Source organism: Streptomyces phaeolivaceus (assembly GCF_009184865.1).
Lineage (GTDB): Bacteria > Actinomycetota > Actinomycetes > Streptomycetales > Streptomycetaceae > Streptomyces > Streptomyces phaeolivaceus.
Genome location: NZ_CP045096.1, coordinates 920,163 through 937,175, shown reverse-complemented (window position 1 = coordinate 937,175; position 17,013 = coordinate 920,163). Strand labels below are relative to the sequence as shown.

The 17,013-nt window shown below is 71.9% G+C and carries 11 protein-coding genes and 1 pseudogene; 7 read left to right on the top strand and 5 right to left on the bottom strand.

Translation table 11 applies throughout. The features are described 5' to 3' along the window. Nucleotides 1-473 precede the first annotated feature (473 nt). Nucleotides 474-680 carry a phytanoyl-CoA dioxygenase family protein gene (locus tag F9278_RS04610; RefSeq protein WP_152167116.1) on the bottom strand — a complete coding sequence of 69 codons (207 nt, stop codon included), beginning with the start codon at nucleotides 678-680 and terminating at the stop codon, nucleotides 474-476. Nucleotides 681-1,345: 665 nt separating this feature from the next. On the opposite strand from F9278_RS04610, the gene F9278_RS04605 reads away from it, so the two are divergent. Together F9278_RS04605 and F9278_RS04600 are read left to right on the top strand one after the other, a co-directional pair. Further along, complete coding sequence (locus F9278_RS04605) at nucleotides 1,346-2,362, top strand: NAD(P)/FAD-dependent oxidoreductase (RefSeq protein WP_152167115.1); 1,017 nt, start codon at nucleotides 1,346-1,348, stop codon at nucleotides 2,360-2,362. A 601-nt stretch (nucleotides 2,363-2,963) separates the two neighbouring features. Then, nucleotides 2,964-4,433: a DUF1996 domain-containing protein gene (locus F9278_RS04600; RefSeq protein WP_152167114.1), complete on the top strand. Its 1,470-nt coding sequence runs from the start codon at nucleotides 2,964-2,966 to the stop codon at nucleotides 4,431-4,433. Between the two features lie 89 nt (nucleotides 4,434-4,522). Here F9278_RS04600 and F9278_RS04595 read toward each other — a convergent pair whose 3' ends face one another. The 4 genes from F9278_RS04595 to F9278_RS04580 form a co-directional block, all read right to left on the bottom strand. Then, entirely contained in the window at nucleotides 4,523-5,674 is a 1,152-nt protein-coding gene (locus tag F9278_RS04595; RefSeq protein WP_152167113.1) for a N(5)-(carboxyethyl)ornithine synthase, read from the bottom strand. A gap of 28 nt (nucleotides 5,675-5,702) precedes the next feature. Continuing rightward, nucleotides 5,703-5,975 (bottom strand): hypothetical protein, encoded by a 273-nt coding sequence (locus F9278_RS04590; protein WP_152167112.1) that lies wholly within the window; start codon nucleotides 5,973-5,975, stop codon nucleotides 5,703-5,705. Nucleotides 5,976-6,371: 396 nt separating this feature from the next. Then, a complete protein-coding gene (locus F9278_RS04585) occupies nucleotides 6,372-7,934 on the bottom strand; it encodes a mucoidy inhibitor MuiA family protein (protein ID WP_152167111.1) in 1,563 nt (520 codons plus the stop codon). A gap of 8 nt (nucleotides 7,935-7,942) precedes the next feature. Continuing rightward, nucleotides 7,943-10,042 (bottom strand): DUF4139 domain-containing protein, encoded by a 2,100-nt coding sequence (locus F9278_RS04580; RefSeq protein ID WP_152173697.1) that lies wholly within the window; start codon nucleotides 10,040-10,042, stop codon nucleotides 7,943-7,945. 223 nt (nucleotides 10,043-10,265) lie between these two features. On the opposite strand from F9278_RS04580, the gene F9278_RS04575 reads away from it, so the two are divergent. The 5 genes and pseudogenes from F9278_RS04575 to F9278_RS04550 all read left to right on the top strand — a co-directional run. Continuing rightward, entirely contained in the window at nucleotides 10,266-11,606 is a 1,341-nt protein-coding gene (locus tag F9278_RS04575) for a ferredoxin reductase family protein (RefSeq protein ID WP_152167110.1), read from the top strand. A 733-nt stretch (nucleotides 11,607-12,339) separates the two neighbouring features. After that, entirely contained in the window at nucleotides 12,340-12,906 is a 567-nt protein-coding gene (locus F9278_RS04565) for an MSMEG_1061 family FMN-dependent PPOX-type flavoprotein (protein ID WP_152167109.1), read from the top strand. Between the two features lie 58 nt (nucleotides 12,907-12,964). Beyond that, complete coding sequence (locus F9278_RS04560; protein WP_152167108.1) at nucleotides 12,965-13,834, top strand: ABC transporter ATP-binding protein; 870 nt, start codon at nucleotides 12,965-12,967, stop codon at nucleotides 13,832-13,834. Beyond that, nucleotides 13,831-14,811: an iron-siderophore ABC transporter substrate-binding protein gene (locus F9278_RS04555; protein ID WP_152167107.1), complete on the top strand. Its 981-nt coding sequence runs from the start codon at nucleotides 13,831-13,833 to the stop codon at nucleotides 14,809-14,811. The genes F9278_RS04560 and F9278_RS04555 overlap by 4 nt, the downstream gene beginning before the upstream one ends. Continuing rightward, nucleotides 14,808-16,946, top strand: a pseudogene (locus F9278_RS04550) (iron ABC transporter permease); the annotation flags it as partial. The gene F9278_RS04555 and the pseudogene F9278_RS04550, both read left to right, overlap by 4 nt. Nucleotides 16,947-17,013 lie beyond the last annotated feature (67 nt).

Here is a 17,013-nt window from a genome sequence, read left to right as displayed (position 1 = left end):
GCCCCGACAACTGCTCGCCGTCGCCGACTGGAGGAGGGCTCTCGGGCCCGCTGAGTGACGGAAGTGGCGCACTGGCATCCACCCCATGCCTGCGTTCTGATTCGCTGTCATGGACGGGAGCGCAGCGACGGTCTTGGCAAACTCGACGCAGTCGCGCTCGAGCGCTCCTCCGGGAAGACCGTCACCGAGGTGGCCCGGCAGCCTGGGGTCAGCGCCGAGGGCCTGCGGAACCGGGTCAGCAGGATGAGACCGTAGCCAGGGGCACCGGGAGCTGCCGACAGCCGAACGGGAAGAGCTGCGCCGGCTGCGGAGGCTGGCCGCCGAGCAGGCGGAGACGAACCAGGCGCTGCGAAAAGCGGCGGTCTTCTTCGCGAGGGAGAGCGATCGACGAGCGAGGTGTACGCGTTCATCGAGGCGGAGAAGACTGGTCTGGACGGCTTGCTCGGTTCTCGTTGAGCGAGCCCGTTCGGCCGCTATCCGGTGGTGCCTTGTCCTGCGTGCGACGGTCTGCTCGACGACCGCCCGCGCTGCGGATCGGTCTCGTCATGGAAGCCCTCGGCGGACGGGAAGAGCAGGTTCAGCTCGTCGGCCGCGGGCTTCAACTCGTCCGGAGGAATGAAGCCAGGGAGAATCACGAAACCGTCTTCACGCCACGCCTGTGCCGCTTCTGTGAGATCCATCGGGCCAGGGTGATTACGGCGAGACGCGGGCAATCGGTTCCTCGGTAGGTCGTGCGGCTCCGGACCGGACGATCTTCGACTTCCGCCCCGCCCCGCCTTGCAGAAGCCGGCGCGGCACCCCGAGACCCGAGTGATGGGGTCGTGGTCCACCTGGTCATGCGCTGGGCACAGGGGTCCGCGACCGGGATGATGAGTGAGCTGGCTGCGTCGATCGCCCAAGGGGAGTGGCAGTTGATGAAAGCGTGTGTTGTCGGGGCCGGCCCGGGGGAATCGTCACCGCCAAGGTACTGCTGGAGAACGGCTTCGACGTCACGGTCTTCGACAAGTACCGGCAGGTCGGCGGAGTTTGGTCGTCAGGAGGCTGCTACGACGGGCTGGCCAACCAGTCCGCGCTCGCATCTTCGAGTTCGCGGACCTGCCCAACCGTTTGCACTTCGCCAGCGCGGCGGACACGCAACGCTACTTGGAGAACTACGCCGAGACCTTCGGCGTGCTGGACCGCGTTCGACCCGGCACAGAGGTGATCTCCATCCGGCCGGTGGACGGCCCTGGGCGGGTGGGCGCCTCCGGCTGGTCGATCGACTCTCGGCCCGCTGGGGACAAGGCGGCGGAGGTTCATCGCGAAACATTCGACTAGGTCGTTGTCGCCACCGGGGCTCATCATCATGCCCGAGCTGCCCGAGCTGCCCGAGCTGCCAGGGCGTGAATCGTTCCGTAGGGCCGTGCTGCACTCCAACGAGGTGCGGGCGGGGACGTTCGCCGGCCGGCGCGTGGTCGTCGTGGGCGGCGGCAAGTCCGCGTTGGATCTGGTCACTCGCGCCGCACGCGAGGCGGCCTCGGCCACCCTCGTGCAGCGCAAGGTGAACTGGATGGTCCCCGAGCGGTTCCTGCTCGGTCTGGTCGGCTACAAGTGGATCCTGTTCACCCGGCTCGGTGAGGCGCTCCTGCCCCGCTACCACGATCCGGCCTGCATCCGTCCGATCGACTGCCTCGACGAGCGGGTCAAGGGAGCCCTGTGGTGGCTCATCACCCGCGACACGCTGTTGTCCACCGGGCTGTACCGACTACCGAGGGAGCTGCGGCCCGCTCACAAGCTCCCCTTCCACCTGGCTCACGCGGGAGTGATGCCACGCGGCTACGTGCGGGCCGTCCGCCGCGGGCTGATCGCCCCCAGGATCAGTGCGGTCGAGGCGTACACCGACAAGGGACTGCGACTGGCGACCGGCGAGGAAGTGGCGGCGGACGTCATCGTGTTCGCCAGGGGGCATCACAAAGTCTTCCCGTTCCTGGATCCGAGAGTACGGGTGCACGATTCCGCCGGGCGGCTGCGGCTCTACCGGGGCATCGTGCCACCCAGCGCCGACCGGCTCGGGTTCGTCGGTTTCCGGCAGGTTTTCAACAACATCATGGGTATGGAACTCACCGCGCACTGGCTGACCTGTCATTTCCGGGCGGCGCTGCGCACCGCCCCGAGCGGCAGGAGATGCGGGAGGCCATCGACGCTCGCCTGGCTTGGCAGGAACAGGTGCTGCCAGGCTCCGGCGGCTACGACTTCGGCCCCTACGACATCCACTGCGCGGACGAACTCCTGCACGACATGGGGTTGCCGTCCCGCCGCGCCGGCAACCTACCGGCCGAATACCTGCTTCCCGGCGGACTCGCACACTGCTATGCGGGCCTGACTCGATCGGGTTCGAAATGAACGCGGGGCGTGAGCGGCCCCGATGGCGTGATCGGTGGCAGGTGATCTCCTGTCAGTGCTGGATGTCGTTGGTCACCCAGTTCGGGGAATCCCGTCGGAGGATGACGGGCCCGCCTCAGCCGTTCGCGCTCCTTTGACGCTCTGAGGGCCTGACACCCCCCGAGGGACCGCGAAACGCCAACTGACCTGGGGTTTCTCCCGCTCACCGCTTCACGTGACGGGATTCCGATGACGCATCACATGGAGATTCCGCGCTCGGGTAACTTGGCGTTGTCTTAACGGAGTTTGGTGGACACCAACAGGGACAATCCCCGCCGTCAGGTCCGCATCTCGTTCCTCGGGTAGGTCGGATCCACGGGCAGTGGGATCGGGGTACCGCGGACGATCGAGCGGAACCGGTGTCGCGGGTGCGGCAGGGGAGTTGGTCCGGTCCGACTTGTGGGGCCATGTGGTGTTTGCGTCTGTGTGAAGCTACGAATCTGAGAATTCGCTGAGCATTTCGCGCGCAGATCCGTATCTGAGGGCGCGCTTCACCCCTGCCGGAAGTCCTGCCGGCTCCGGAGATGTCCTTGAGAGGCCCGATGAGACGCAACACGCGAAAGAGATCCAACACTGCCCGCCGGGCGGTAGGCGCGGCGGCCGCACTGGCCGTGGGGGCAGGTGGGTTGGTGGCGGTCAACATCTACGCCTCGGCCGACGAGACCGGCGGGGCCAAGGGGTCCGTCCAGAACCAGGCGCTCGCGGCCGGAACCTCCACCATCGACTGCCCCGACGTCGGGCAGAAGCTGACCTCGGTGCCCGCCCAGGCCAAGGCCCAGGTCGACAGGGAACTGGCACTCCTCGACAAGCAGATCTCCGAGGCGTACCAGCGACTCTCCACCTCCCAGAGGGCCATTCAGCAGGACCCCAACTTCGCGCAGAACGCGATCGTGGGCCCGCTGAAGGACAAGCGGAAGGCGACGATCGACCGGATCGCCACCACCATCGGCCGGGTGGCGGCCAAGCCGCAGGGCCTTGACGCCCTCGCGGCCTGCACACTGCGCGCCACCGGCAACCAGCCCGCGCCCGCGGCGAGCGGCGGCAACAACCAGGGCGGCAACCAGGGTGGAAACAACACCAACGCCGGTGTGGCCGGCAACGGTCCCGTCGCCGCCGACTTCGTGGACATCACCAAGGTGAAGGCGAATGTGACCACCCCGGCCAGGTCGGCGAAGGCGTCGAAGGGCACCTTCGCCACCCAGTGCGGTGTGAACGCCAACAAGCTGTACAACAGCGACAACGTCATCGTCGCGCCCGGTGTCACCAACGGCGCGCACCACATGCACGACTATGTCGGCAACCAGGACAACGACGCCTTCTCCAGCGACCAGGACCTCGCCAAGGCGGGGACCAGCTGCAAGAACAAGGGCGACAGGTCGTCGTACTTCTGGCCGGTGCTGCGTCTCCAGGACGGCACCAAGGAGTTCGACGCCGCGCAGCAGGGCGGCGGCGCCGAGGGCAACACGGGCCGGATCCTGACGGCCAAGAAGGCCACCTTGAACTTCGTGGGCAGCCCGCGCGGCAAGGTGGTGGCGATGCCCAGGCTGCTGCGCATCATCACCGGTGACGCCAAGGCCTTCGTCAACGGCACGGCCAACGCCAACGCCTCCTGGAGCTGCACCGGCTTCGAGAACAAGGTGCAGTTGAAGGACAAGTACCCCCTCTGCCCCTCGGGCAGCGACGTGGTGCGCACCTTCAAGTTCCAGAGCTGCTGGGACGGCAAGAACATCGACAGCGCCAACCACCGCACGCATGTGGCCTTCGCCGACGCGGCGGGCAAGTGCCCGACCGGCTTCAAGGCCATTCCGCAGCTGGTGCAGCGGCTGGTGTACGACGTGGACGCGCCCAGCGTGAAGGACAACGGCAAGACCCGTCCGTTCTACTCGCTGGACAGCTTCCCCGAGCAGCAGCACAAGCCGGTCACCGACCACGGTGACTTCATCAACGTCTTCGACCAGAAGCTGATGAACAAGGCCGTCCAGTGCATCAACACCGGACGCAAGTGCAGCTGACCTTCGAGTAGTACGTGGTGCCGGGCGGTGGGCGTCGTGCTGACGACGCCCACCGTCGTCGTGTCCCAGGCCGCTCGCGCGGTCGTGTGTCAGGCCGCTCGCGCGGAGGAGCGCGGTGCCCGGGAGTGCGGGTAGAGGGCCTGCCGGTGCTGGAAGGAGAGGATCTTCGGGTTCCGGACGACACCGTCACGGATCTCGATGGCCTTGCCGACCGTGGCGTCCCGGTCCCATGCCTTGGGGCCGCCCATGACCTTGCGCAGGTAGGGGAGGAGCGCCTCGCTGATCTCCCAGGTGGCGGAGTTCCACAGATGGGACGGGCTGTGGTCGACCGCGTAGGAGTGACAGCCCCGGCCCACCGTGAACACGGGCTCGCCGAAGGTGGTCGGGCGGGCCCAGTCGAAGCCCATGCCCCTGTCGCAGGCGACGTCGATGAAGTAGGTTCCCGGCCGGAACAGGGCGAGTTCCTCGTCGGTGACGAACATGAGCGGCGCGTCGGTGTCCTGCAGCACGCAGTTGACGATGATGTCGAACCCGGCCAGATACTCGGCCAGCGGCTTCGAACCGGCCGCGGTGACCGCCCGCAGTCGCGACGGATCGTCCTCCCGCTCCTCGAAGTGGGCCATCACCACCGACGGCATCGGTGAGGCCACCGCCGCCGCGGCGCGCTGGGTGAGCACCGTGACATCGGTGACTCCCATGGCGCCCAGACCCGTGACCGCTCCGCGCGCCGTGGCGCCGAAGCTGATGACCACCGCGCGCTGGCCGGTGAGTCCGCCGAGTTGCAGGGCGTGCAGCACCGAGCAGTAGCCGGCGAGTTCGTTGTTCTTGTGGAACACATGGACGCTGAAGGCGCCCGTGGAGGTCCAGTGGTTCATGGCCTCCCAGGCGATGAGGGTCAGCCGCCGGTCGATGCCGAGCTGGGTCATCCGCTCGTCCTGCACACAGTGCGGCCACCCCCACAGGACCTGGCCCTCGCGCAGTTCGGCGACGTCCTCGTGCGTCGGCTTGGGCAGCACCACCACCTCGCACTCGGCGAGGATCCGCTCGCGGGAGCGCAGGCCCCCCACGAGCGGGCGCAGCGCGTCGTCCGTGACCCCGAACCGGTGGCCGTAGCCCTCTTCGAGGAAGATCCTCTCGCGTACGTCCGGGGCGATCCGGTCGAGGTGGCCGGGGTGCAACGGCAGGCGGAACTCGTTCTCCTTGCGGGAGGAGGCGAGTACTCCGAGACTCATCAGGCTCATGCGCGTCCTCGTCGTTTCATGTTCGTGGTCAGGCACGGTCGGTGCGATGCCTGCGCAGGCGTTCGTCCATCGGGAGCGGCGCCTCGTCCAGACCGGTGACCGATCCGCTCGCCATCCGTGCGCACGTCCCGTGGCACGCGAGCTGCTGCTTGTCGTCACGGTGGGAGACCACCACCGCTTCGGTGTCCGGCGCGCCGCGGTAGTCGGTGCCGCAGATGAGACAGGCCAGCCCCGAGAGCATCTCGGCGGTCGGTTCGGGGCGGCCGCGGCGGCGGCCGGAGATCGCGTCCTGTGAATACATGTGTCCTGTGTCCTCTTGTTCGGTCCAGGGCGTGCGCGAGGTTCCGGAACATCGGGGAACACCTCGGGAATCAGGAGATCTCCGCTACCGAGGGGCGCGGAACGAGGCGGGGAACGAGACGCGGAACGAGACGGGGAACGAGACGGGGAGGCCGACGCGAAGGCAGGTGTCAGGAGACATGGTGCGGCTCATTTCCGGTCGGATCCGAAGCGGTCCGGCCCTTGCCGTTCCCCGAGGGCGACGCCGAAACGGATGACGGCATGCGAGGTGCACTCGATACCGCAACCGTACTCCCCTCCGGCCCCGCGGCGAGCCGAACGCCGCAGCTGACCAGCGGGCGCACCCCACGGCGTCCGGGCGGCGGGCCCTTCACGGCCCGCTCGCGGCCCGCGCCGCTCAGAGCCCGGTGACCTTGGCGCTCGCCGACAGCTCGTAGACCAGGGTGACCGTGCGGTGCCCGTCGGGCGGGAGAGGGACCTCCCAGCGGACGATGCCCTCGGCGTCGACCGCGTCGGGCGCCGGGGAGCACGCGTCCTTCCGCAGGCGCACCTCGACCGCCGAGACCTCGGAGACCGGGATCCGCTCCCGGAGCACGACGAGCCGCTCGTCGTGCTCCCCGGGGGCGGAGAACCGGGACAGATGCAGCCGGACCGTGCGGGTGACCACGGTCCGCTGGGTGATTCCGGCGGAGTCACGGGACTCCTCGGTGTGCCGGGCCACCCGGAAGTCGTCGCCGCTGCCGAAGGCCAGCTCGACGGGGGCGCCGGGGGCGGTGAACTCCAGCGTCCCGCGACCGCTGAACCCGCTGCCCCGGACCAGATCCACGGGCCCGGCGAGCAGCGCGTGCCCGGACCGGTTGTCGAACCGCACCACCTGGTTGACCAGCGGCGACACCTCGGGCGAGCAGGCGTACTCGCTGCTCGCGGCCGTGGTGGACACCGAGAGCGGCACCCGGTGGGCGCGGCCGTCCCCCGCCACGGAGACCGGCGTGGGGGACCTCAGCACCCGCGCCTCGCCGCCGTCGTCCACCCCGGGCAGACCGAGCACCGGGGCGGGCCCGAGGTCCCCGATCTCCTCCTCGCGCAGTTCGACGTCGACCGTGCGGCGCTCCGCAGGGGAGCGGTCCTCCAGAGTCAGCCGGTCCACGCGCAGCCGCGGCGGATCACCGGCCAGCGCCGAGCGTGCCGTCGACAGCGTCAGCCGTACGTCCGACCAGTCCTCGCCGGTGCGCTGCCAGACCATCGCGTCGGTCTCCAGCGTCAGGGAGTCCCCGTCGAGCACGGCACGGTAGGCGGGCCGCCACAGCGCGCACGGGGTCAGATGGCTCAGCCGCAGTCCGACCGGTCCGGCGACCGCGGCCTCCACGGTCAGCTCGACATGGGCGAGCAGTTCGGCGGGCTCGTCCTCGGCGAGGTCCATGGCCCGCTCGACCGCGGTGAGTTCGGTGGCGACGGCGGTCAACCGGGCCTCCACGGCGCGCAGTCGCTCGGCGTACGTGTCGCGCTCCTCGTCCACCCGGTCCAGTTCGCGGGCCCAGCGCGGCCGTTCGCTCTCCCCGGAACCGGTTCCCTCGCCGATCTCCCGCAGCAGATCGGCGGCGAGCCGGCCCAGCAGGTCGAGGCGGGCCCGCAGCCGGTCGCGTCGCTGTTCCAGGCCCTGCCGCTCCTCTTCGAGGGCGTGGACGCGACGGCGCAGCGCGGAGTCGTCGTCGGTGGGCGGCAGCGGGCCGCGTGGCGTCCAGGCGCGGACGATCCGCGCGTCGAGCACGGTCGCGGAGTGGTCGCCGGTCAGTTCGGCGTGGAGGGTCCGGTCGACGGCGAGCGCGGCCACCGGTCCGAGACGCAGCCGCTGGACGCCGGCCGTCAGGTCGAGCACGGTGGTGCGCTCGACGTGGGCGCGATCCTCCAGGCAGGTGACGGCGGTGACGGGGAGGGGGATCGGCTTCGGGGCCGTGGACATGGGGTGTGTCAGCTCCTGCGGTTGCCGCCGGCCAGGGCCTTGCCGGTCGGGATGCGGATCTCGTAGCCGCCGTCGAGGGCGGCGGTGGCGCCTGCGGGCAGGTCCAGTCGCCAGACGCGGGTGCCCGGCGCGTGCCGGTCGGGCCCCGTGCCCTCCTCGGGTGCCGTCCAGCCGGCCTCGGCTCGTTCGTCGATCCGCACGCCCGGCTCCGAGGTGACCGGCACCCGCTCGCGGACCTCCACGGTGACGGGCCGCGCGAGCCGGTTGGCCAGCTCCACGTGCACACGGTGGTCGAGCACGGTGGTGTTGCCGCGCAGACCGGAGGTCGCCTCGTGCACATTCGTACGGCGGGTGACCCGGATGCCCTCGGCCGGCCCGAGCCCCACCCGGCGGACGGCGCCGGGGGCGAGCGTGGGCAGCGCGGCGGTCAGCAGGAAGTCGTCGTCGACGGTGACCTCCACCGGACCGGCCAGCAGCGCCTGGTCGGTGGCGTTGGAGAGCACCAGCGTCGCGTACACGGTCTGCTCCACGGACGGCACACAGAGGTACTCGGTGCGCAGGCCGACCGGGATCTCGCCGACGGTGACGGTGTGCCAGGTGCCGTCCGAGGGGATGTCGGCGCGGGCGGCGGCGTCGAAGCGGTGGTCGAAGGAGCCCGCCGACTCTCGGGGCCGCACGGCCTGTCCGGGCAACGGCAGTTCGGCCACGGCCTCGGCGCGGCGGCGGTGCTCGGCCGCCACCGGGTCGTAGGAGGAGCCGGGGAACAGCCGTCCCCTGTGGCCGGGTTGGTCGTCGGGGCCGCACAGGACGAGGGCGGCGTAGTCCAGTTCGGTGTCGCTCGGCCTCGGCGGACCGGACGCCGGTGCCGGAGGGGGCGGTGGCGCGGACCGGCCGGGAGCCGCGGGCGCCTTCGGGGCGGGGGCGGCCTCGAAGGACATGGCCTGGGCACGTGGCGCGCCGCCCGGTCGGGCGGCGGCCGGCCGCGCGTACGCGGGCATGGCGCCTGCGAGGGGCTCCGGGGGCGCGCCCTGCGCGCCGCCGGGCGCCGGGGCCATCACCGGAGGCCCGCCGTAGCTCTGCGGTGCCGACGGCCGGGGAGGAGGCGGTGGGGGAACGGGGCCACCCGCGGCGCCCGCGGAGGCGGCCCCGGCCGCGACGGCCCCCCGGGCGCCGGTCGCGGCGGGGCGGGGCCCGGCGGTCTCGTACCCGGTGAACAGGTCGGCGAGCCCGGACGGGGGCTCGCGCCAGCCGGAGGGCGCGGAGGCGGGCTGACGGCGTCCGACGCGGATCGAGCGCAGCCTCGGCAGATCGGTGCGGCGCCGCAGATCGGCGGTGGCCAGCGCGATACGGACACCGGTCCAGTCCTCGCCGGTCCGCTGGGCGACCGAGGCACGCAGCACCAGCCTGCCGGTGTCGTCGCCCTGGCGGTGCGTCAGGCGGTACGTCGGCACCCAGACGGCGCCCGGCACCCCGTACTCCACCTCCAGCTCCACCTCCGTGCCCCCGGCGCCGTCGAGGGTCAGCAGCGCGCAGACCGTGGTCTCCACATGCGCCGCCGGGGCGTCGGTGGAGGCACGGGCCAACCGGTCGGCGGCGACGTCGAGTTGGTGCTCGACGTCGTGCAGCTCCTTCTCCAGCTCGACGAGGCGCAGATGCAGTACCGTCAGCCGCTCGTCGACGAAGTCGGCGAGTTCCAGCCAGGCGTCGACCGCGGTGCGGCGGTGCGGGTCGTCCCGCTTGCGGGCGGGCGGGACCGGGTGGAGCGCCCTGATCTCCTCGATCAGGCCCAGCTGCCGGTCCCGGCGGCCCCGTGCCGCCGCGCACGCGTCGCGCAGCCGCTCGACCTCGCCCCGCAGGGCGTCGGGGGCGTCCGCGCCGAGCGGCTCGGCCTCGACGTCCACCCGGGCCTCGGTGACACGCGTCCCGGGGGCGCCGAGGACCCGGGCCCGCAGGGACGCCGGGTCCAGGGAGCGGGGGAGTCCCGTCACCCGTACCCGGCCGTCGGGCGGCACGAGGCCACGGGCGAGGCGGCGGCAGAGCGCGCCCCGCGCGTACACCGCGACCGAATCGAGGGTCGAACCCCACCGCTGTGCCGACTCGCTCGTCATGTGCTCCGCCCCCGCCGTGTCCATGCTGAGCGAAGCCTACGCGGCCGTGGTCGCTCGGGCGGCGACGGCCGGGAGATCTCGGCGACGGTGGTCCCGCGGCCGTGGCCACGGCGCGTGAATCGGCCACTCCGTGGGTAGCCCTCCAGCGCGCGTCCTCGGCCGTGCGTCCTCGGCCGTGCGTCCTCGGGCCGTGCGTTCCGGTCTCGATCCGTGAGGGGGAGCGATGGGGGCGACAGGCTCATCAGGTGTCCGGCGGGGCACCGTACCGCCGGTGGTCGCGGCGCGCCGGGCGCTGTGGACGTTCGTCCTCGTCAACCTGGTGATCGTCGAGGTGCTCTTCGTCACCGAAGGCTCCGGCAAGAACGAGGTGCTCACGGTCGCCAAGTTCTTCGGGCTGCACGCCGCCGTACTGATGCTGTTCCAGCTGCTGTTGGTGGCCCGGCTGCCGTGGCTGGACCGCCGCATCGGCATGGACCGGCTGACGGTGTGGCACCGGTGGGTCGGCTCCGGCCTGCTGTGGACGGTCCTCACACACGCCGTGCTGGTGGTGCTCGGGTACGCGCGGCTGGACGACGCGTCGATGGGGAGGACGTTCCTCGCGCTGGCCGGTGTCCCCGCCTCGCTGCTGGGCATGTGGGCCGCCGCGTTCCTCGTCGTGATCGTCGCGGTCTCCACCCGCCGGGTGCGGCGGCGGCTGCGGTACGAGACCTGGCACGGTCTGCATCTGCTGCTGTACGTGGCGCTGGGACTGGCGTTCGCGCACCAGCTGTTGGAGACCACCACGTTCAACTCCTCGGCGCCGGCCAGAATTTACTGGTGGGCGCTGTGGCTGTTCGCGTTCGGTGCCCTGCTGACGGGGCGTGTCGTCGTGCCGGTGTGGCGGAATCTCCATCACCGGTTCCGGGTCGTGGCGGTGGTGCCGGAGTCGCACGACGTGGTGTCGGTCCATGTCACGGGCCGTCACCTCGACAGACTGCCCGCCCGCGCCGGGCAGTTCTGCGTCTGGCGGTTCCCCGGACACAACCACTGGTGGTCGGCGAACCCGTTCTCGCTGTCGGCTGCGCCCGACGGCCGTACGCTGCGGCTGACGGCCAAGGCGGCCGGCGAGACCAGCGCCGGTCTGCGGCATCTCCCGGTCGGGACCCGGGTGTTCGTCGAGGGGCCGTACGGGGCGTTCACCTCTCTGCACCGCACCCGGCCCGGCGTCCTGCTGATCGCGGGCGGGGTCGGGATCACCCCTGTCCGTGCCCTCCTGGAGGAGGAACCCGCGGGCGACGTCGTCGTGCTCTACCGGGTGCGCAGCGAGCGGGACGCGGTCCTGATCCACGAGATGGGGGCACTGGTCGCGGCGCGCGGCGGACGGCTCCGTCTGCTCACCGGCCGCAGGGGGGAGGGGAGGCCGCCGTTCGAACCGGAGAGTCTCCTGGCCCTGGTCCCCGACATCACCGACCGCGATGTGTACGTCTGCGGCCCGCCCGGGATGACCACGGCCGTGCTGAGCGGTCTGCGCGCGCTGCGCGTGCCCCGGGGACAGGTGCACGCCGAGAGGTTCGGGCTGGGCTGAGCGGGGGCGGGGCCGGGGCCGGGAGAAGGGGAAGGTCGCCGCTCCGTAGTGCCGTCGCCGTGTGAACACCTACGGGCACGTCGTACTGCCGCCGCCCGGCGCCTGACCGGGCGCCGACACCGACGGTTTGATTCCCGGCCCCGTCCGCCCCGCAGGGCGGTCAGGGGCCGCTGTCGTGCGCCCGTCCCGGATCCGGTCCCCGACGCACACGACGACGGAAGTTCACGACTGTGCCGAACCGTACGACCCCTCTGACCCCCGCGCGCCCGGCCACCGGCCGCCCGCGCCCCGCTCCGCCACGGCCCCGCCCCCATCCTCGTCGCGGCCGTGCTGTGGGGCACGACCGGGACCGCCGGCTCGCTGGCACCGGCCCCCTCGGGGAGCCCGCCGTGGCGGCGGTCCTCGGGTGACCGTCCTCGGTGAACGCCTGCCGGCCGCCTCCTGGTGCGGGCTGGGCGTCCTCGTGCTCGGCCTCGTCCTGCCGGCGGCGCCGACCGGCGGCGGGCGCCGGGGCCGCTAGGCAGCGGGCACGCTCGGGTCCGGCCCCGCCGGCTGTGGGGCCGGACCCGCCGGGTCTGGCGCCGGACGCCGGGTATGGGGCCGGACCGGCTGGGTCTGGCGCCGGGGACCGACTACCTGGACCATGCACCGATCATGTGATTAGGCTGACCTGACTTGCGCCTCGGCTCCGAGGCGCAGTCACCGCCGGACGCGTACACCTTGGGGGTCGGCCTTGCCGCGCACGATCGAGACCACCGCCGGGGGCGGGCCGGAAGCAGCGGCCGAGGACGGCTGGGTCGAGCTGGGGTCGGCCGACGAGTTGCGGGAACTGCTGGGCGAGCCCTGGCCCGTGGTGATCGAGAAGGTCCACGACCGGCTCACCGAGCAGGACCGGGGCATCCTGGCCCGCTCCCCGCTCTGTCTGCTGGCCACCTCCGACGTGCGGGGCAACTGCGATGTCTCGCCGCGCGGGGACGGGCCGGGGTTCACCCATGTCGTCGACGCCGGCGTGATAGCCCTGCCCGACCGGCCGGGCAACCGGCGCGGCGACAGTTTCCACAACATCCTCGACAACCCGCACGCCGGCCTGCTGTACCTGATACCCGGCAGCAAGGAGGTCCTGCGGGTCAACGGCCGGGCCCGCATCCTCACCGACGCCCCGTTCTTCGACGCGATGGCCGTGGACGACCGGCGGCCCGCGCTGGCCCTGGTGCTGGAGATCGACGAGATCTATCTGCACTGCCCGGCCTCGCTGCGCCGCTCCGGGATTTGGGATCCGGCGTCCTGGCAGACCGGCTGAATCCGGCCGAAGAGGGACCCCTGTCGGCCAAAAATTAAGGTTAGGCTAACCTTCGTATGTGAGATCTGGTGAGGAAGCAGCCGACACCCCGAGGCTCCGCGGCCATGAACTGAGGGCCACGGATGTGACCGTGTCGTACGACGGCGTGGACGTCGTGCACGACGTCGCGATCGGACTGCGGCCCGGTGAGGTGACCGCGCTGGTCGGTCCCAACGGCAGCGGGAAGTCGACGCTCCTGCGGACCATCGCCCGGCTCCAGCGGGCCCGGCACGCGGCACTCAGGATCGACGCCGACACCGACGGACTGGCGCTGACCGCCCGTGAGTTCGCGCGACACGTCGCCCTGCTGACGCAGGGCCGGCCCACGCCCAGCGGACTGACCGTGCGGGACGTCGTCGAGTTCGGCCGCTACCCCTACCGGGGCCGCTTCGGCCGCCGGGATCCGGACGCGACGGCCGCCGTCGACCGGGCGCTCGCGCTCACCGGTGTCACGGACCTCGCCGAACGCGGCGCCGACCATCTGTCCGGCGGGCAGCTGCAGCGGGTGTGGCTCGCCGGCTGTCTCGCCCAGGAGACCGGCGTGCTCCTGCTGGACGAGCCGACGACCTATCTCGACCTGCGCTATCAGGTCGAACTCCTCGACCTCGTCCGCGATCTGGCGGACGACCACGGGATCGCCGTCGGTGTCGTCCTGCACGACCTCGACCAGGCGGCGGCCGTCGCCGACCGGATCACGCTCCTCGAAGCGGGCCGGATCGTCGCCGAGGGGCTGCCCGAGGACGTCCTGACACCGGAGCGTCTGACCTCCGTCTACGGCATCCGCATCGAGGTCGACACCGACCCTCTCACCGGCCGGCTGCGCACCCGCCCGATCGGCCGTCACCACACCCGCACCACCCCAACCGAAAGGCTCGGCTCCACCTCATGAGACGTCTCCTGCTCACCGCGGCCACCACCGCCGCGGCGCTCACCCTTGCCGCCTGCGGCACCACCGAGCCGGCGGCCGAGAGCTCCAAGAAGCCGTCCGAGGGCATCACCCTCACCGACTCCACCGGCAAGAAGGTCGAACTCGACGGCCCCGCCACCAAGGTGGTCGCCACCGAGTGGAACGAGGTCGAGTTCCTCATCACCCTCGGCGTCGACCCCGTCGGTGTCGCCGACGTCAAGGGCTACAAGACCTGGGACCAGGCCGTCCCGCTGAAGAACGAGCCCAAGGACATCGGCACGCGCGGCGAGCCGAGCACGGACACCGTCGCCGCCCTTGAGCCCGACCTCATCGTGGCCTCCTCCGACCTGCCGGCCGCCGCCGTGAAGCAGCTGCGGGAGATCGCCCCCGTCCTGGGCATCCAGTCCGCGGACGCCTCCGACCAGGTCGGCCAGATGTTCGAGAACCTCGATCTCATCGCCGAGGCCACCGGCACCACCGACCAGGCCGAGACGGTCAAGGAGAGCTTCGAGGCCAAGGTCGCCGAGGGCAGGAAGACCCTCGCCGACGCCGGACTCGACGGCACGGACATCGCCTTCGCCGACGGCTATGTCGCCTCCAACCAGGTCTCCCTGCGCCCGTACACCAGCGGCTCGCTCATCGGCGCCGTCAACGAGCAGATCGGTCTGAAGAACGCCTGGAAGGTGAAGGGCGACGCCGACTACGGCCTCGGCACCACCGACGTCGAGGGCCTCACCGACCTGCCGAAGGACGTCCAGTTCGCCTACATGGGCAACGACGAGGACGAGACCAGCAACCCCTTCACCAACGAGCTGGCCGAGAACGCCGTCTGGAAGTCCCTCGCCTTCGTCAAGGCCGGTGACGTGCACCGACTGCCCGACGGCATCTGGATGTTCGGCGGCCCCGAGTCGATGGAGGCGTACATCGACGCCGTCGTGGACGCGCTGACGAAGAAGTAGCCGGCGCGGCGGCAGCAGAAGGACCGGAAACAACAGCGGCAGCGAACAGTAGCAGAAGCAACGGAGCCATGGCCGTCACCGCAACGCCCCCCGCCACCCGTCCGTCGACGGCCGCGACCCGGTCGGGCGCGGCCGCGGTGACGGCCGGCCTCGTCCTCCTGGTCGTGGCCCTCGCCGTCGTGGACATCACCCAGGGCACCGCCGCCGTCGGCGCCGCCGAGGTGCTCAAGGCCCTGACCGGGCGGGCCGATCCGGCAGACGCGTCGGTCGTGATCGCCTCCCGGCTGCCCCGGATGACCGCCGGCATCCTCGTCGGCGTCGTCCTCGGCGTGGCGGGCGCCGTGCTGCAGGCCGTCAGCCGCAATGTGCTGGCCGCGCCCGACACCCTCGCCGTGAACGCGGGTTCGTACTTCGCGCTCGGCGTCGTCGGGGTCACCGGTGTCTCGCTGCCGCTGCTCGCCTCCTCCGGCATCGCCTTCGTCGGCGGGCTGCTGGCGGCGGCCGTCGTCCTCGCCCTCTCCGGCCTCGGCACGGGCACCGTACGACTGGTCCTCGCCGGCACCGCCCTCGCCCTCGGCCTCAACTCCATGACGGAGGGCCTGCTCCTGCTGTTCCCGCAGGAGACCGAGGGCCTCTACCAGTGGAACCAGGGCAGCATCGGCCAGAACGGCTACGGCGGCGTCCTGCAGATGCTGCCCGTGGTCGCCGTCGGCCTGGTCGGGCTGGCGCTGACGGCCCGTCGGGTCGACGCGCTCGCCCTCGGCGACGACGCCGCGCGGGGGCTGGGCGTCCCCGTCCGCGCCACCCGGGTGACGGTCGTCGTCCTCGCCACCCTGCTGTCCGCGGCGGCCGTCACCCTCGCCGGACCGATCGGCTTCGTCGGCCTGTGCGCGCCCGCGCTGGTCCGCCCCCTCGCCCGCCGCTTCCGGGGCTTCGTCCGCGCCCGGGGCACCCTGCCCGCCGCCGGACTCGTCGGCGCCGGTCTCGTCCTCGGCTCGGACGTGCTGCTGCGCGCCCTCGTCCCCGCCGACACGGCGGTCGCCGTGCCCACCGGCGTCGTCACCAGTCTGGTCGGAGCCGTGTTCCTGGTGGTGATGGCGCTACGGCTGCGGGACACGGCCGGGGCCGAGGCATCGGACCGGCTGCGCACCCCCAGCCGTACGGCGTTCCTGGTCACGGTCGCCGTCCTGGTCGCCGTGACCGTCGGCGTCGTCATCGCCGGCGTCCTGCTGGGCGACACCAAACTCCTGCTCGGCGATGTCGTCAACTGGGCGCAGGGACGGGCCGGGCCGACGGTGTCCTTCGTCCTCGACACCCGGGTGCCCCGCGTCCTCGCCGCCCTGTGCGCGGGCGCGGCGCTCGCCCTCGCGGGCACGCTGGTGCAGGCCGTGACCCGCAACCCGCTCGCCGAACCGGCGATCCTGGGCGTCTCCGGCGGAGCCGCGCTGGGCGCCGTCCTGCTCGTCACCACCGTGCCCGTCGCCGGGGGCTGGGGCATCGCGGGCGCCGCGTTCGCGGGCGCCGCCCTCGCCTCCGTGGTCGTCTTCGGGCTGGCGGCCCGGGGCGGCTACCAGCAGAACCGGCTGGTCCTCGTCGGCATCGGCGTGGCCGCCGGCACCACGGCCCTGATCAGTCTGCTGATCGTGCTCACCGACCCGTTCAACGCGACCAAGGCGCTGACCTGGCTGTCCGGTTCGACGTACGGGCGGACCATGCCGGACGTCCTGCCCGTCGCGGCCGTGCCGGCGGTGGGCCTCGTCGTCGCGATCACCCGCCGCACCGAACTCGACCTCGTCTCCCTCGACGAGCACACCCCCCGGCTCCTCGGCCTGCGGCTCTCCCGGGCCCGGCTCGGGTTCCTGACGGTGGCCGTGCTGCTCAGCGCCACCGCCGTCGCCTCGGCCGGCACGATCGGCTTCGTGGGCCTCGTGGCACCGCACGCGGCACGGGCCCTCGTGGGCCGACGGCACGCCCGGGTGGTCCCGGTCGCCGTCCTCCTCGGCGCGGGGCTCGTCTGCACGGCCGACCTTCTCGGCCGTACGGTGATCGCTCCCGCGCAGCTCGGGGCCGGGCTGATGACAGCGGTGATCGGTACGCCGTACTTCTTGTATCTGCTGGTGCGTGGCCGGCGGTAGTTCGTCGGGTGCGGGTCCGGTGGGGGCTGGTCGCGCAGTTCCCCGCGCCCCTGAAAAAGCAGGGGCC

Bases quoted from the DNA above. Each gene is read 5' to 3' on its own strand.
- F9278_RS04610 (WP_152167116.1), bottom strand. From the start codon at position 680: ATGGATCTCACAGAAGCGGCACAGGCGTGGCGTGAAGACGGTTTCGTG.
- F9278_RS04605 (WP_152167115.1), top strand. From the start codon at position 1,346: ATGCCCGAGCTGCCCGAGCTGCCCGAGCTGCCAGGGCGTGAATCGTTC.
- F9278_RS04600 (WP_152167114.1), top strand. From the start codon at position 2,964: ATGAGACGCAACACGCGAAAGAGATCCAACACTGCCCGCCGGGCGGTA.
- F9278_RS04595 (WP_152167113.1), bottom strand. From the start codon at position 5,674: ATGAGCCTGATGAGTCTCGGAGTACTCGCCTCCTCCCGCAAGGAGAAC.
- F9278_RS04590 (WP_152167112.1), bottom strand. From the start codon at position 5,975: ATGTATTCACAGGACGCGATCTCCGGCCGCCGCCGCGGCCGCCCCGAA.
- F9278_RS04585 (WP_152167111.1), bottom strand. From the start codon at position 7,934: ATGTCCACGGCCCCGAAGCCGATCCCCCTCCCCGTCACCGCCGTCACC.
- F9278_RS04580 (WP_152173697.1), bottom strand. From the start codon at position 10,042: ATGACGAGCGAGTCGGCACAGCGGTGGGGTTCGACCCTCGATTCGGTC.
- F9278_RS04575 (WP_152167110.1), top strand. From the start codon at position 10,266: ATGGGGGCGACAGGCTCATCAGGTGTCCGGCGGGGCACCGTACCGCCG.
- F9278_RS04555 (WP_152167107.1), top strand. From the start codon at position 13,831: ATGAGACGTCTCCTGCTCACCGCGGCCACCACCGCCGCGGCGCTCACC.